Genomic DNA, 14,854 nt, shown 5'->3' on the forward strand with positions numbered 1-14,854 from the left:
GGAAACGGCGCGTGCCTTGCCTCACACAGGGGCAAGGCACGCGCCGTTTTCATGGCCGGCTGAGGGAGACTGACCTTCGTGACGCAGACACCAGTTCTCATCACCACCACCGGACCCGACAAGCCGGGTGTGTCCTCGGTGCTGTTCGCCGTGCTGTCGCGCCATGACGTGGACGTCCTCGACGTCGAGCAGGTCGTGATCCGCGGCCAGCTGGTGCTCGGCGTGCTCGCCGGCGTCTACCGCGACCCCGAGGGCCTGCAGGAGTACGTCGAGCAGGCGATGGCGTCGGTCGGGATGCAGGTCGAGGTGAAGATCGGCTCGGCCATCGGCGCCGACCCGTTCGCCATCGGCCAGAAGGACTCGACGCATGTCCTGCTGATGCTCGGCCGCCCGGTGACCGCGCGCGCCTTCTCCGACGTCGCGCGCAGGCTCGCCGCGCTGGACGTCAACATCGACTCGATCCGCAGTGTCGCCGACTACCCGGTGACCGGGCTGGAGCTGTACGCCTCGCTCGCCCAGGACACCCCGGAGGCCGACGCCGCGCTGCGCACCGCGCTCGCCGACGCCGCCGTCGAGGCCGGGATCGACATCTCGGTCGAACGGGCCGGGCTCGCCCGCCGGGCCAAGCGCCTGGTGGTCTTCGACGTCGATTCCACGCTCATCCAGGGCGAGGTCATCGAGATGCTCGGCGCGCACGCCGGGGTCGAACCGCAGGTCCGTGAGATCACCGAGGCCGCGATGCGCGGCGAACTGAACTTCGGCGAGTCGCTGGAACGCCGCGTCGCGCTGCTGGAAGGGCTGCCCGAAACGGTGCTGGACGAGGTCGCCGCGTCCATCGAGCTCACCCCGGGCGCGCGCACGACCATCCGCACGCTGAAGCGGATGGGCTTCCGCTGCGGCGTCGTCTCGGGCGGGTTCACCAAGATCATCCAGTCCCTCGTGGACGACCTCGGCCTCGATTTCGCCGCCGCGAACGAACTCGAAGTGGTCGACGGCAAGCTAACCGGCCGGGTGGTCGGGGAGGTCGTCGACCGCGCGGGCAAGGCGAAGGCGCTTCGCCGCTTCGCCGACGAGTACGAGATCTCGCTGCAGCAGTGCGTCGCGGTCGGTGACGGGGCGAACGACATCGACATGCTGTCGGTCGCCGGGATGGGTGTCGCCTTCAACGCCAAGCCCGCGCTGCGCGAGGTCGCCGACACCGCGCTTTCCCACCCGTACCTCGACGCCGTGCTGTTCCTGCTCGGCGTCACCAGGGCCGAGATCGAGGCGGCCGACGCGGCCGACGGTCTCGAGCTTTCCCGGCCATGAGCGTGCTGGAGCCGCTGGCCGCGCGCTACGCCCATTGGCTCGGCCTCCCCGCGGAAAGCACGGTGGACACCTCGGACGAGGATCCCGCCGAGGTCCGCGCCATGCCGGTGATCCTGCGGATGGAACGGGCCGAACCGCCGTCGCGTACCGCGTTGCTGGAGGCCGCCGCGGCGGCCGCGGTCGCGGTCTGTCTCGACGAACGCGCGCTGCCGGGAGGCGACTGGCACGACCCGCTCAAGGCGTGGGTCGACGGCCGGATCCGCAAGGTCGCCCGGCGGGCGCGCGGCGCGCACTGGCAGGCGGTCCAGGAACTGCCGGGCATCACGGTCGAGGTCGACGGCGCGGAGGCGCGGGCGCTGCTGCCCGGCCGGGTCGTGGAGTCCCCGAAAGAGGTCTCGCGGCTGCAGATCTCCGGCAGCGAACTCCCCGCCGACGAGCCGGGGCCCGCGCCCGACGGCCTCCCGCGGTTGCTGCTGAACCCCGAGGTCTCGATGACCGTCGGCAAGGGCGCCGCCCAGGTGGGGCACGCGACGATGATCCTGGCGTCGGTGCTGGACGAAGCCGAACTGGCCGCGTGGGCCGCGACCGGGTTCCGGTGTTCGGTGCGGACTCCGCCGGTCGCGACCTGGAAGGCACTCTGCCCGGTCGAGGATCCCGAAGGTTCGTGGCGTCGTGACGGGGTCGTCGCGGTCCGGGACGCCGGGTTCACCGAAGTAGATCCCGGAACCGTCACGGTCATAGCCCAAAGGGCTTAGCCTCCTATACTCCCCGCATGGGTGACCGGCTGATCGCCGGGCGCTATCGCTTGGAGGAGCGGATCGGCGCCGGGGGTATGGGCGTGGTCTGGCGTGCCACCGATCTGGACCTCGGGCGGGTCGTCGCCCTCAAGCGTTCGCAGGCGGGCGACAGCGGTCAGATCCGGCGCGAGGCGCGGATCGGCGCGGGCCTGCATCATCCGAACGTGGTCACCGTCTTCGACGCCGTGATCGACGGTGACGACCGCTGGCTCGTGATGGAGTACCTGCCCTCGCGCAGCCTCGCCGACGTCATCGACTCCGACGGGCCGCTGCCACCCGGCAAGGTGGCCAAGATCGGCGTCCAGCTCGCCGCGGCGCTCGCGGCGATGCACGAAAAAGGCATGGTCCACCGCGACCTCAAACCGGGCAACGTCCTGGTGGCCGACGACGGCACCGCCAAACTCACCGACCTCGGCATCGCGCAATGGGCGGAGGTGACCCGCACCGGCGGCGGCCTCGACGTCGGCACTCCCGGCTACGTCGCGCCCGAGATGGCCGAAGGGCGGCAGGCGGGCGCGGCGGCGGACGTGTTCTCGCTCGGCGCGACCCTGTTCGCCGCCGTCGAAGGCACCTCGGTGTGGGGCGACGCGAACGTGGGCCCGTTCGTGCAGCTCCGGCGGGCGACGGCGTACACCCTGGAGCCGATCCGGCGGGCAGGGCCGCTGGCGCCCGCGCTGACCGAACTGTTGCGGCGCAGGCCGGCAGGCAGGCCGAACGCCGTCCGTGCCGCCGAACTGCTGTCCGAAGTCGCGGACGTCGACGGTCCCGTCCGGACGCGACGGTTCCGCGTGCCCAAACGCGCGCTCGCGATCGGTGCCGTCGTGGCGGTGCTGGTGCTGACCGGGGCGCTGTTCTTCGCCACCAGGGAGCCCGCGTCGATCGCGGCGGGGCCGCCGTCCGAGCTGATCGGGGACCGGCGGACGGCGGATCCGTGCGCGCTGGTGGAGCCGTCCGTGCTGAACCATCTCGGGACACCGGAACTGGACAGCGCCGGCGGCAACTTCAACGCGTGCGGTGTCCGGCTGCGCCTGAGCCCCGACGACGAGGACATCGTCGACATCCGGCTCGAACTGACGACCCCGACGTCACCGTTACTGGACAAGCCGATGCCGGGCCAGCTGATCGTGCGCGAGGTGCCGAGCGACTCGGAAGACAAGTGCGCGCGCGGTATCCCGCTGCCGGACGGCAACCAGGTGTGGGTGCACGCCCGGCACATCAAGAACTGGCACGCGCATCTGTGCGACTACGTCGATCCGGTGGCCACGCACGCGGTGAGCGTGCTGAACCGGGAGCCGGTCGAGCGGCGTCCCGCGCCGTTCCCCGGCGGTTCGCTCGGGAGTCTCGACGCCTGCGTGCTGGGCGGGAACCTGCCGCAGGCGATCGTCGGCGGCCCGGCGACGCCGGATCCGGTCTTCGGCAACTGGGAGTGTTACTGGAACCATCGCGAGACCGAGGTGACGGTCCGGTTCGAACGGGAGCGGGCGCCGTTCGAGGACGACGGCAGACGCGTCGCTCTCGGATCGCGGGAAGCCTTCGTCGAGATCTCCACCGAATGGAAGGCTTGCCAGGCGGAGATCCCGCACCGGGGCTTCACCGGCGACGGTCGTGCCATGATCGAGACGGTGGAGATCTACGTCGCGGACAAGGTCAAGCAGCCGGCGGAGATGTGCCCGGCCGCGGAACGGCTCGCCGGCGAGATCGCCCCGAGGCTGCCGCCACTCTGAAAGGAAACACCGTGTCTTTGGAAGTCCAGCGCGACGGTGAACATCGCTTCATCGGCCGCAACGAACGCGGTGCCGAGGTCGTGATCGGCCGCAAAGGTGCCGAGGGTGCCTTCTCGCCCGCCGAGCTGCTGCAGATCGCGGCGGCGGGCTGCTCGGCCGTCACCGCCGAGAACCTCATCACGCGCCGGATCGGGGAGGACTCGAAGTTCCGCGTCGGCGTGACCGCGGACAGGCGCGAAGATGCTTCGGAGCTCGACGCCGTCCACGTGGCTTTCGACGTCGACGTGTCCTCGCTGCCCGCCGCGGATCGAGAGGCGCTCGCGGCGGCGGTGGATCGCGCCATCGAGCGGTTGTGCACGGTGAGCCGGACGCTGAAGAAGGGCATCCCGGTCACGGAAAGCTTCCCCGTCGAGTAGCCGCCTCCGGATGCCATGAAAGGTCCTTTCCTTGCAAAATTTGCAAGGAAAGGACCTTTCATGGCACTTGGCTCAGTGTTTGGCGGCGTGGCCTTCGGAGCTCCACACCACGTACGCCTCGTCGGCGTCGGTGGTCATGGCCTCGATGAACTTCTCGTTGTCGAAGCCGGGCAGCGTCTGCAGCCGCTCGATCAGCGCGTCGGCGGCCGGGTCGCCGCTGGGGATCGCGGTGCCCTTCCCGTCGGCGCCCGCGAGCATGAAGAAGACGTCTTCCTTCCACGGGCCTTCAGGGATCACTCTGACCACCACCGCGGACAGCTCGGACCACGTGACGGCTTCTTCGCTGCCGTCCGCGAGCTGGCGCCGCACTCCGGTGTCATCGACGCTGACGGTCCGGGATTGTGCGTTGGGCGACTCCTGGGACAACCGGTTCTCCCTGTCTTCGGCGTTCCGTTAACGGTACTCGGCCGTGTTCCAGGCCACTCAGGCCGGGGCGGCCGCGTCGAGGCGGCGCAGCGCGTCGCGGGCGACCTTCGGGTCCATGGTCGGCCAGAACGGCGGCAGCGAGGCACGCAGGAATCCGCCGTAGCGGGCGGTGGCCAGCCGCGAATCCAGGATCGCCACGACCCCGCGATCGGTGACCGAACGGTGCAGCCGCCCGGTGCCCTGCGCGAGCAGCAGCGCGGCATGCGTGGCCGCGACGGTGAGGAACCCGTTGCCGCCCCTGGCTTCCACGGCTCGCTGCCGCGCCGACGAGACCGGATCGTCCGGGCGCGGGAACGGGATCCTGTCGACCACCACGAGCTGAAGCGACGGGCCGGGCACGTCGACGCCCTGCCACAGCGACAGCGTGCCGAACAGGCACGTGCGCGCGTCCTCGGAGAACTTCTGCACCAGCAGGCCGGTGGCGTCGTCGCCCTGGCAGAGGATCGGCAGGTCGAGCCGCTCCCGCATCTCCTCTGTCGCCTGCTTCGCCGCGCGCATCGAGGAGAACAGGCCGAGCGTGCGCCCGCCCGCGGCCTCGATCAGCTCGGCCAGCTCGTCCATCGTCGAGGGCTGCAACCCGTCCCGGCCCGGCGGCGGCAGGTGTTTGGCCAGGTAGAGGATGCCGTTGCGTTTGTGGTCGAACGGCGAGCCGACGTCGAGGCCGGTCCACTTCGGGCCCTCGGCGTCGTCGCTGTCGGCGGGCGCGGCCTTGTCCGTCGCCGCGCCGGGTGCCTTCTCGACCCTGGCCCCGCCGGGCGGGAGCCCCCACTGCCGGGCCATCGTGTCGAACGTGCCGCCCAAGGTCAGCGTCGCCGAGGTGAGGACGGTCGTGTGCTGGTTGAAAACGCGTTCCCGCAGCAGGCCGGCGACACCGAGCGGAGCGACCTTCAGCGCGGGCGGGCGCGGGTTGGTGGAGAAACGGTCCCCGGTCAGCCAGACGACGTCACGCTGATGCGCCTTGTCGTCGTCGAAGGCTTCGAGCAGCCGTACGGCGGTGTCGTGGACCTCTTCGAGCAGTGAACGCGCCAGTTTGCGGGCCGTGGCCTCGTCGACGTCCTCCTTGCGGTCCTTGCCGAGCGAGGTGAGGCAGCGGTGCGCGGCGTCGCGGACCGCGGGGATCGCGCCGGTGAGGGCCTGTGGCAGTGAGTCCATGCGGCCCGAGGGCATGTCGTCGAGGATGAGGGCCAGCCCGTCGCTCGCCTCCAGCAGCTGATCGGCCACCTCGTCGTCGACCAGTTTCCCGCAGCGCCGGGCGGCGGCGGAGACCATGCCGCTGGTCAGCTCGCCGGTCGCCACGGAGGTCACGCGGTCCACCAGGTCGTGCGCCTCGTCGATGATCACCAGATCATGCTCGGGCAGCACCTGATAACCCTGCAGCGCGTCGATCGCCAGCAGGGCGTGGTTGGTGATCACGACGTCGGCCTTGCCCGCCTCGGCGCGGGACCGCTCGGCGAAGCAGTCCGTGCCGATGGGGCAGCGTGAAGCGCCCAGGCATTCCTTGGCGGTGACGGACACCTGGCGCCACGCCTGGTCCGAAACGCCGGGGACCAGCTCGTCGCGATCACCGGTTTCGGTGTCGGACGACCATTCCCGCAGCCGCGTGACCTCCTTGCCGAGCCGGGAGACGGCGAACGGGTCGAACAGCTGCTGGTCTTCCGGCTCGTCCGGGGCGCCGGAATCGAGCCGGTGGAGACAGAGGTAGTTACGGCGGCCCTTGAGGATCGCGAAGGTGGGCTCGCGGCCGAGGGGCTTCTTGAGCGCCTTCGCCAACCGGGGGAGATCCCTGTCGACGAGCTGACGCTGCAGCGCGATGGTGGCCGTGGAGACCACGACCGTGGCCTCCTTCTCGACCGCGTGCCGGATCGCGGGGACGAGATAGGCCAACGACTTCCCGGTGCCCGTGCCCGCCTGGACGGCCAGATGCTCGCCGGTGCGGATGGCGCGGCCGACGGCGTCCGCCATCTTGACCTGGCCCTCGCGCTCGGCACCGCCCACGGACTCGACCGCGTGGGTCAGGAGTTCGAGGACACCGGGGAAATCAGCACGGGAGGGCACGGGACAAGACGATAGCCGGGGGCACCGTCAAGATCGTCCGCCCCGTGCAATGAAAGGTCCCTTCCTTGCAAAATTTGCGAGGAAAGGACCTTTCATTGCAGGTCGTGGCGCGGTGAAAGGACCGGTCACGACTCCTTACGGAAGCGCGAGACCAGCGCCCAGGTGCCCGGAAGCAGCGCCGCCGCGACGGCGATCTTGAGCGCGTCCCCGATCAGGAACGGCACGACACCCTTGTCGAGCGCGGTCGACAGGCCCATGCCGGTCGACGCCATCAGCCACGGCACACCGACCGAGTAGATGGCGAGGTTGCCGAGCACCATCGTCCCCGCCGTGCGCAGCGGCGTGCGGTCACCACCGCGGCCGGCGAGCGCGCCCACCAGGGCGCCCGCGAGCACGAAGCCGACGATGTAGCCGGCGCTGGCGCCGAACAGGCCCGAAGAACCGTTCTGGAACCAGCCGAACCCGGCCGCGCCGACGGCGAGGTACAGCGCCATCGACAGCGCGCCGCGCTTCCAGCCGAGCGCGGCGCCGACCAGCAGGGCGGCGAACGTCTGGCCGGTCATCGGCACCGGCGAGCCGGGGACCGGGATCAGGATCTGCGCGGCCACACCGGTCAGGGCGGCACCACCGGCGACCAGGACCGCGTCACGGACCAGTGCGCCGGGAACGAGGTCGGCGAGAACCGGGCGGGTGCCGGTCACGGACAGCGAAGACACTCAGACCTCCTATGAGTACACGAATGTGAACCGAGGTTAACGTCAGATGGCGGGGCGCGGACCGAATGTCGGGCACCTCACGATCCACTCGACCGGGTGGCATGACCCTGCACGGGACAGGCGGTTGGTGAAGGCTGCCGGACATGAGGAAACCCGTTTCGAGGCTGTTGTCGGTGACGATGCTGACCGGGGCGCTGGTGACGGGGGGACCGGCGATCGCGTCGGCCGAGCCCGCGCCCGCGACGGCGGCCGCGTCGGTCGGTTCGCTCGACGTGGAGATCGGCGACGAACACGTGGTCACCGGCGAGCTGGCGCCGTGCGACGTCGACGGCCCCTTGAACGCGAAGACCCAGGGCGGATCCACCGGAGACTTCGCCCGGTTCGGCGGCGGGGAGTCGCGCTGCGGCCGGAACGGTGAGGCGGCCATCGGTGAGGCGGCCGGGCGGCGCTTCGAGACCACCCTGCTCAAGCGGTTCGGCGGCCCGGTGATCAAGGTCCGCACGTTCATGGCGAAATGCAGTACCACGAAGGACGGCAGCCTCGGCTACATCGAGTTCGGCGACGTCAGCGGGTTCACGCTGCCGGAGAACATCCCGCAGAACTACCGGCTGACCATCTCCGGCGGCAAGGGCGGGACGGCGCTGGCGTCGCTCACCGTCAACGAGACCGTCACGCCGACGCCGCCCGACGGCAGCCTCGTGACGCACATGCTGCACATCAAGCTGTTCCCGCAGGGCGGCGGACCGGCGAAGGGCGACATCTACCTCGGGACCGCGCGCTGCGACCCGTACGGCAAGAAGAAGCCCTGACGCCCCGCGTTTCGTCCTCTGAATGCGGTCCTTGCACACGCAAGTACCGCATCCAGAGGACGAAATGCGTCAGGTGCGCGAGACGTACTTCGCGGCCGCGGCGACGAACTCACTCGCCCGGGTGGCGAGATCGGCCAGCGAGCCACTCGAGGTGAGCGCGTCACCGAGCAGCGGCGTGGCGGCCGCGACGGCGATCGAACCCGACTCGAGGTACTTCGCGACTTCGGCCAGGTGGACGCCGCCCGTCGGGACGAGCGGGATGTCGGGCATCGGCGCCCGGATCGCCCGCAGGTAGGCGATCCCGCCGACGGCCGCGATCGGGAACACCTTCACCGCCGCCGCGCCGAGACGCCATGCCTGGTCGATCTCGGTCGGGGTCAGCGCGCCGCAGATCACCGGCAGCCCGCGTTCGTGCGCGCGCTCCATGACCAGCGGATTCACCGTCGGCGTGACCAGGAACATCGCGCCGGCGTCCGCCGCTTTGTCCACATCGGACACTTCGCGCACGCTCCCGGCGCCGACGTACGCGTCGTCGCCGAGCTTCTTCCGGATGGTCGCGATGGCGTCCGTGGCGCCCGGCGTGGTCAACGCCGCTTCGAGTACCCGCACGCCCGCCGCGTGCAGCACCGTCGCGGCGTCGGCGAACCGGCTCGCGTCCGCGGCCCGCAGGATCGCGACGAGCCGGTTTTCGATCAAGGTGTCCTGGAGGTCGTGCTGGATCATGCGGCGGGGACCGGCGCCTTCCCCGTGTAGGTCACGCCCGCCTCGTCGAAGTCCTTGAGCGCGGCGTCGACCGTCGGCTGCGAACCGCCGACCGTGAGGTCGAGCAGCACCCGCACGGTGAAGCCCGCCTTCGCCGCGTCGAGCGCCGTCGCGCGGACGCAGAAGTCGGTCGCGATGCCGACGACGTCGACCTCGGTGACGTCGTGCTCCTTCAGCCACGCGTCGAGCGTCTTGCCGTCGCGCGCGTTGCCCTCGAAGCCGGAGTACGCGGCGGTGTACTCGCCCTTGGAGAAGACCTCGCTGATCGGGACCACGTCGAGCGCGGGGTGGAACGACGCGCCGGAGGTGCCCGCGACGCAGTGCCGCGGCCAGCTGTCCTTGAAGTCCGGCGTCTCGCTGAAGTGGTCGCCCGGGTCGATGTGGTAGTCGCGAGTGGCGACGACGTGCGCGTAGCCACCCTCCGCGGCCTGCTTGGAGATCGCTTCGGCGGCGGCGGCGCCACCGGGCAGGCCGAGCGACCCGCCCTCGCAGAAGTCGTTCTGCACATCGACCACGATCAAGGCGGTCCCCATGTGTTGCTCCTGAGTCTCTTTAGACGAATACGGTCGGGATGGCGGGCTCCCCGTGCGAGAGCTTGAGGCCTTCCCACGGAAGGCTCACCAGCGCCCGCCGAAGCCGCTGGCGCGCGTCGTCCAGCGTGGGCAAATCATCCACCGTCCGGCCGCCCCGGACCAGCGGAATCTGCAATTCGTGGTCGTTCGGTCCCCGTTCCGGGACCGGCGAGGCGGCCGTCCAGATCACCTCTTCGACGGCGGTGCCGGTCTCGCGGTGCCGTCGCAGCGCGGATTTCCGCCCGCCGCGGGATTCCTTGTGCGCGCTGCGCTTCGCGACCGGTTTGCCGTCGACCTCGACGAGTTTGTAGACCATCCCCGCCGTCGGCGCGCCGGAACCGGTGACGACCGAGGTCCCGACGCCGTACGCGTCGACGGGTTCCGCCCGCAGCGCCGCGATCGCGTGCTCGTCGAGGTCGCCCGACACCACGATGCGGGTGTCCTTGGCGCCGAGGGCGTCCAGCTGCTCGCGGGCCTTGCGCGCCAGTGGGCCCACGTCGCCGGAGTCGATGCGGATCGCGCCGAGCTCGGTGCCCGCCACCCGGACGGCCGTTTCGATGCCCTTGGTGATGTCGTAGGTGTCCACCAGGAGGGTGGTGTCGGCGCCCATCTTGTCCACCTGCGCGCGGAAGGCCTGCTCCTCGCTGTCGTGCAGCAACATGAACGCGTGCGCGACGGTGCCCCGCGTCGGGATGCCGTAGCGGCGCCCGGCTTCGAGGTTGGAGGTCGTGGCGAACCCGGCGAGGTACGCGGCCCTCGCGGCGGCGACGGCGGCGTACTCGTGCGTGCGGCGGCCGCCCATCTCGATGATCGGCCTGCCGTGCGCGGCGCCCGACATCCGCGCCGCCGCGGACGCGATCGCGCTGTCGTGGTTGAGGATCGAGAGGATCAGCGTCTCCAGCACGACGGCCTCGCCGAAGGAACCGGTGACGGTCATGATCGGGGAGCCGGGGAAGTACAGCTCACCCTCGGGGTAACCGTGGACGTCCCCCGAGAAGGAGTAGTCCGCGAGCCACGAAAGTGTGGCGTCGTCGACCACGGCCGTCGCTTCCAGCTGGCTCAGCTCGGCGTCGGTGAACCGGAAGTCCGCGATCGCGTCGAGGACCCGGCCGGTGCCCGCGACGACGCCGTAGCGGCGGCCGTCGGGCAGGCGACGTGCGAAGACCTCGAAGACGCACGGCCGGTCCGCCGTCCCGTCGGACAGGGCGCTGGCCAGCATGGTCAGCTCGTAGTGGTCGGTGAGCAGCGCGGTGCTGGCGCCAGTGGCCGCCTCGGGGAAACCCATGGCACCAGCCTATTCACCCACATGGCCGGACCTGCCAGCCCGTACCGGATCGGGCCCGTGACACCATGGAGTGCATGTCCACGCCTGTCGCATCCGAGCAGACGCAGGTTGATCCACAGGGAGTAGAAGTCGTCTCTGAGGACAAACCCTGGCGGACGGTCGTCTGGAACGATCCGGTGAACCTCATGTCGTATGTGACGTACGTGTTCCAGAAGCTGTTCGGTTACAGCCGGGACCACGCGACGAAGCTGATGCTCGACGTGCACCAGAAGGGCAAGGCGATCGTGTCCTCCGGTTCCAAGGAGAAGGTGGAGACCGACGTCGCGAAACTGCACGCGGCCGGTCTCTGGGCGACCATGGAGCAACCTTCATGAACGGATGGCGCCGCAAGGGCGAGACCATCGTCGCCGGTTTCGAGCAGCAGGAGGCCGCCGTGCTGCGCGGTCTGGTCAGCCAGCTGGAGGACATGCTCACCGCCCGCGCCGAGGAGGCGCCGCAGGACGAGCTCGCCGAGCTGACCGGGATCCGCACCGGCCCGACCGAATCGCCGGACGACCCGGTGCTTTCGCGGCTGCTGCCGGACTTCCACAAGCTCGACCCGGACAACCCGACCCGCGAGGACATCGACTCGGCCGCCGCGATGCGGTCGATCCACGAGCCCGAGCTGCTGGACAAGAAGGTCGGCGTCGCGAAGATCGTGCTGGACACCCTGCCGCGTGACGGCGGGAACGTGCGGCTGACCTTCGAGCAGGCCGACGCGTGGCTGGGCGCGCTCAACGACGTCCGGCTGGCGCTGGGCACCGCGCTCGACGTCACCGAGGACATGCCCGACGAACTGCCCGAGGACGATCCGCGCGCGCCGCATCTCGGCGTCTACCACTGGCTGACCTGGGTGCAGGAGACCCTCATCCAGTCGCTGACGTCATGATCACCGACGTCCCCGGCGTGCTGGTCGGGCACCACGAGCGGGTCGGCGACGGCTGGGCGACCGGGACGACGGTCGTGCTGGTGCCCGGTGGCGCCGTCGGGGCCGTCGACCAACGCGGCGGCGCGCCCGGCACGCGCGAGACCAACCTGCTGGAGCCGGAGAACCTGGTCCAGCACGTCAACGCGATCTGCCTGTCCGGCGGGAGCGCGTACGGACTGGCCGCCGCGGACGGCGTCATGCGCTGGCTGGCCGAGCGGAACCAGGGCATCCCGGTGGGGACCCAGCCGTACGAGGTGGTGCCCATCGTTCCCGCCGCGGTGTTGTTCGACCTGCCGCGCGGTGACTGGGGCAACCGTCCGGACGCCTCCTTCGGTTACGCGGCATGCCAAGCGGCCAAGGACGGCCCGGTGCCGTCGGGGACCGTCGGCGCGGGTGCCGGGGCGAAGGCGGGATCACTCAAGGGTGGGATCGGGACGGCCTCGGAGAAGGTCGGCGAGTTCACCGTCGGCGTCGTCGCCGCCGTGAACGCCGCCGGCGAGGCCGTCGATCTCTCGACCGGCCGCGCCTACGCGGCGGATCACGAGGTCGACGGCGAGTTCGGCGTCCGCTGGCCCGACCGGCCCGGAGACGTCGAGGCGAAGGCCGCGGGGCTCAACACGACCATCGGCGTGGTCGCGGTCGACGCGGCACTGTCCAAGGCGGAGGCGCGACGGCTCGCGGTCGCCGCTCAGGACGGCCTCGCCAGGGCGGTGCGGCCCGCGCACACGATGTTCGACGGCGACACGGTGTTCGCGCTGGCGACCGGCGACCGGGAGCTTCCCGGGGGCGCGGGCCCCGTCGCGGCGGCGCGGCGCGCGCTGGTGCTGGACAAGCTGTGCTCGGCGGCCGCGCGGGTGTTCGGGCGGGCGATGGTGCACGGTGTGCTGTCCGCCACTGCGGCGGGGGACATGCGGGCGTACCGGGACGTCTGGCCCGAAGCGTTCTCCTGACCACGCGTTTCGTCCTCTGAATGCGGTCCTTGCGTGTGCAACTACCGCATTCAGAGGACGAAACGCGGGGGTGAGTGGCGGCGATCTCAGAGTGTGGACCGGCTCTGTCCAGCACCTAAGATGGGCGACGTGCTCCGGATCCGCCGTGAACTCGTCGACGAGATCGTCGCCCATGCCCGTCGTGACCATCCCGATGAGGCGTGCGGGGTGATCGCCGGTCCCGAGGGATCGGACAGCCCCGAGCGGTACATCCCGATGCTGAACGCGGCGCGCTCGCCCACGTTCTACGAGTTCGACTCGGGTGATCTGCTCAAGCTCTACCGCGAGATGGACGCCAACGACGAGGTGCCGGTGGTCATCTACCACTCGCACACCGCGACCGACGCCTACCCGTCCCGCACCGATGTCTCGTACGCCTCGGAACCCGACGCGCACTACGTGCTCGTTTCCACCAAGGACCCCGATTCGCATCAGTTCCGGTCGTACCGGATCGTGGACGGGGAGATCACCGAGGAGCCCGTCGAGATCATCGGCTGAACCCGCCCCGTCCGGGAATAACCCGGACCGGCCCGAACGTCTGCGTTGCAGAGAACCCACCGGAGGTAGAAAACCATGGCCGTGACCGTGTCCATCCCGACCATCCTGCGTACGCACACCGGCGGCGAGAAGTCCGTCGAGGCGACCGGCAAGACCGTGCTCGAGGTGATCGACGACATCGAGTCCCGCCACGGCGGCCTCAAGGCCCGCCTGGTCAAGGAAGAGAAGCTGCACCGCTTCGTCAACGTCTACGTCAACGACGAGGACGTCCGCTTCTCCGGCGGTCTCGAGGCCGAGGTCAAGGACGGCGACACCCTGACCATCCTGCCCGCCGTGGCCGGTGGCTGATCGATGGCTCGCTTCGAGTCGCTGCTCGACGCGCTCGGCGGCACCCCGCTGGTCGGCCTTCCCCGGCTTTCGCCCACCCACGACGTGCGGTTGTGGGCGAAGCTGGAGGACCGCAACCCGACCGGTTCGATCAAGGATCGCCCCGCGCTGGCGATGATCGAGGCCGCCGAGCGTGAAGGCACGCTCCGGCGCGGCTCCACGATCCTGGAGCCGACGTCGGGCAACACCGGGATCGCGCTGGCCATGGCCGCGAAGCTCAAGGGCTACGGCCTGGTGTGCGTGATGCCGGAGAACACCTCGACCGAGCGCAAGCAGCTGCTGCAGGCGTACGGAGCGCGGATCGTCTTCTCTCCGGCCGCCGGCGGGTCGAACGAGGCCGTGCGCCGGGCGAAGGAGCTCGCCGAGGCCAACCCGGACTGGGTCATGCTCTACCAGTACGGCAACCCGGCCAACGCCGACGCGCACTACCGCGGCACCGGGCCTGAACTGCTCAAGGACCTGCCGACGCTGACGCATTTCGTCGGCGGCCTCGGCACCACCGGCACGCTGGTCGGCGTCGGGCGCTACCTGCACGAGGCGAAGCCGGACGTGCAGATCATCGCGGCCGAACCACGCTACGGCGAGCTGGTGTACGGCCTGCGGAATCTCGACGAGGGCTTCGTCCCGGAGCTTTACGACGCCAGCGTGCTCAACGGCCGGTACTCCGTCGGCGCGTACGACGCGCTTCGCCGGACGCGTGAGCTGCTGGAGCACGAAGGCATCTTCGCGGGGATCTCGACCGGTGCCGTACTGCACGCCGCGCTGGCCGTCGCCGAGAAGGCCGCCGCCGCGGGGAAGCCCGCCGACGTGGCCTTCGTGGTCGCCGACGCGGGGTGGAAGTACCTCTCGACGGGCGCGTACTCCGGCTCGCTCGACGAAGCGGCCCAAAGGCTCGACGGGCAGCTCTGGGCCTGACCCCCTCTGCGCGCGCTATGAAAGGTCCTTTCCTTGCAAAATTTGCAAGGAAAGGACCTTTCATAGCGTTCGGGAGGGTGGCAGCCGGATGTCATGAAAGGGTCGTTCAGGACGAAAAACGTCCTGAACGACCCTTTCATGACATTTGGGGAGCGAGGCGGTCCGGCG

17 protein-coding genes are annotated in these 14,854 nt (G+C 70.2%); 11 read left to right on the forward strand and 6 right to left on the reverse strand.

The features are described from left to right. Nucleotides 1–78 precede the first annotated feature (78 nt). The 4 genes from serB to AJAP_RS06395 are packed head-to-tail and all read left to right on the forward strand — an operon-like array spanning nucleotide 79 to nucleotide 4,245. A complete protein-coding gene (gene serB / locus AJAP_RS06380) occupies nucleotides 79–1,308 on the forward strand; it encodes a phosphoserine phosphatase SerB (RefSeq protein ID WP_005165636.1) in 1,230 nt (409 codons plus the stop codon). Next, nucleotides 1,305–2,063, forward strand: coding sequence for a peptidyl-tRNA hydrolase (locus tag AJAP_RS06385; RefSeq protein ID WP_038509007.1), 759 nt, complete (start codon nucleotides 1,305–1,307; stop codon nucleotides 2,061–2,063). The genes serB and AJAP_RS06385 overlap by 4 nt, the downstream gene beginning before the upstream one ends. A gap of 17 nt (nucleotides 2,064–2,080) precedes the next feature. Beyond that, nucleotides 2,081–3,829 carry a serine/threonine-protein kinase gene (locus tag AJAP_RS06390; RefSeq protein ID WP_038509008.1) on the forward strand — a complete coding sequence of 583 codons (1,749 nt, stop codon included), beginning with the start codon at nucleotides 2,081–2,083 and terminating at the stop codon, nucleotides 3,827–3,829. Nucleotides 3,830–3,840: 11 nt separating this feature from the next. After that, complete coding sequence (locus tag AJAP_RS06395; RefSeq protein ID WP_038509009.1) at nucleotides 3,841–4,245, forward strand: OsmC family protein; 405 nt, start codon at nucleotides 3,841–3,843, stop codon at nucleotides 4,243–4,245. A gap of 72 nt (nucleotides 4,246–4,317) precedes the next feature. Here AJAP_RS06395 and AJAP_RS06400 read toward each other — a convergent pair whose 3' ends face one another. The 3 genes from AJAP_RS06400 to AJAP_RS06410 form a co-directional block, all read right to left on the reverse strand. Further along, a complete protein-coding gene (locus AJAP_RS06400; protein WP_037341500.1) occupies nucleotides 4,318–4,671 on the reverse strand; it encodes a hypothetical protein in 354 nt (117 codons plus the stop codon). A gap of 57 nt (nucleotides 4,672–4,728) precedes the next feature. Beyond that, nucleotides 4,729–6,786, reverse strand: a complete 2,058-nt coding sequence (locus AJAP_RS06405; RefSeq protein WP_038509010.1) for an ATP-dependent DNA helicase — start codon at nucleotides 6,784–6,786, stop codon at nucleotides 4,729–4,731. A gap of 125 nt (nucleotides 6,787–6,911) precedes the next feature. Further along, the gene (locus AJAP_RS06410) at nucleotides 6,912–7,502 is read right to left on the reverse strand and encodes a biotin transporter BioY (protein WP_038509011.1); all 591 of its coding nucleotides are present in this window, start codon (nucleotides 7,500–7,502) and stop codon (nucleotides 6,912–6,914) included. A gap of 143 nt (nucleotides 7,503–7,645) precedes the next feature. On the opposite strand from AJAP_RS06410, the gene AJAP_RS06415 reads away from it, so the two are divergent. Then, the gene (locus tag AJAP_RS06415; protein WP_038509012.1) at nucleotides 7,646–8,311 is read left to right on the forward strand and encodes a choice-of-anchor P family protein; all 666 of its coding nucleotides are present in this window, start codon (nucleotides 7,646–7,648) and stop codon (nucleotides 8,309–8,311) included. Between the two features lie 69 nt (nucleotides 8,312–8,380). Here AJAP_RS06415 and AJAP_RS06420 read toward each other — a convergent pair whose 3' ends face one another. Genes AJAP_RS06420 through AJAP_RS06430 form a run of 3 tightly spaced genes read right to left on the reverse strand, consistent with a single transcriptional unit; the run spans nucleotide 8,381 to nucleotide 10,930 of the window. Then, nucleotides 8,381–9,034: a bifunctional 4-hydroxy-2-oxoglutarate aldolase/2-dehydro-3-deoxy-phosphogluconate aldolase gene (locus AJAP_RS06420; protein ID WP_038509013.1), complete on the reverse strand. Its 654-nt coding sequence runs from the start codon at nucleotides 9,032–9,034 to the stop codon at nucleotides 8,381–8,383. Continuing rightward, on the reverse strand, nucleotides 9,031–9,606 hold the full coding sequence (locus tag AJAP_RS06425; RefSeq protein ID WP_016336791.1) for an isochorismatase family protein: 576 nt from the start codon (nucleotides 9,604–9,606) through the stop codon (nucleotides 9,031–9,033). Before AJAP_RS06425 ends, AJAP_RS06420 begins: the two co-directional genes overlap by 4 nt. A gap of 19 nt (nucleotides 9,607–9,625) precedes the next feature. Beyond that, nucleotides 9,626–10,930: a nicotinate phosphoribosyltransferase gene (locus tag AJAP_RS06430; RefSeq protein WP_037341518.1), complete on the reverse strand. Its 1,305-nt coding sequence runs from the start codon at nucleotides 10,928–10,930 to the stop codon at nucleotides 9,626–9,628. A gap of 74 nt (nucleotides 10,931–11,004) precedes the next feature. On the opposite strand from AJAP_RS06430, the gene clpS reads away from it, so the two are divergent. From clpS to AJAP_RS06460, 6 genes are all read left to right on the forward strand, one after another. Then, entirely contained in the window at nucleotides 11,005–11,304 is a 300-nt protein-coding gene (gene clpS / locus AJAP_RS06435; RefSeq protein WP_005165655.1) for an ATP-dependent Clp protease adapter ClpS, read from the forward strand. Then, a complete protein-coding gene (locus AJAP_RS06440; protein WP_007028265.1) occupies nucleotides 11,301–11,858 on the forward strand; it encodes a DUF2017 domain-containing protein in 558 nt (185 codons plus the stop codon). The genes clpS and AJAP_RS06440 overlap by 4 nt, the downstream gene beginning before the upstream one ends. Then, nucleotides 11,855–12,847: a P1 family peptidase gene (locus AJAP_RS06445; RefSeq protein ID WP_038509014.1), complete on the forward strand. Its 993-nt coding sequence runs from the start codon at nucleotides 11,855–11,857 to the stop codon at nucleotides 12,845–12,847. The genes AJAP_RS06440 and AJAP_RS06445 overlap by 4 nt, the downstream gene beginning before the upstream one ends. 120 nt (nucleotides 12,848–12,967) lie before the next feature. After that, complete coding sequence (locus AJAP_RS06450) at nucleotides 12,968–13,384, forward strand: Mov34/MPN/PAD-1 family protein (protein ID WP_016336788.1); 417 nt, start codon at nucleotides 12,968–12,970, stop codon at nucleotides 13,382–13,384. A 75-nt stretch (nucleotides 13,385–13,459) separates the two neighbouring features. Further along, nucleotides 13,460–13,732, forward strand: a complete 273-nt coding sequence (locus tag AJAP_RS06455; RefSeq protein ID WP_005165659.1) for a MoaD/ThiS family protein — start codon at nucleotides 13,460–13,462, stop codon at nucleotides 13,730–13,732. A gap of 3 nt (nucleotides 13,733–13,735) precedes the next feature. Next, nucleotides 13,736–14,686, forward strand: a complete 951-nt coding sequence (locus AJAP_RS06460; protein WP_037341526.1) for a PLP-dependent cysteine synthase family protein — start codon at nucleotides 13,736–13,738, stop codon at nucleotides 14,684–14,686. Nucleotides 14,687–14,854 lie beyond the last annotated feature (168 nt).

Origin of the sequence: Amycolatopsis japonica (assembly GCF_000732925.1) — a bacterium.
Classification (GTDB): Bacteria; Actinomycetota; Actinomycetes; order Mycobacteriales; family Pseudonocardiaceae; genus Amycolatopsis; species Amycolatopsis japonica.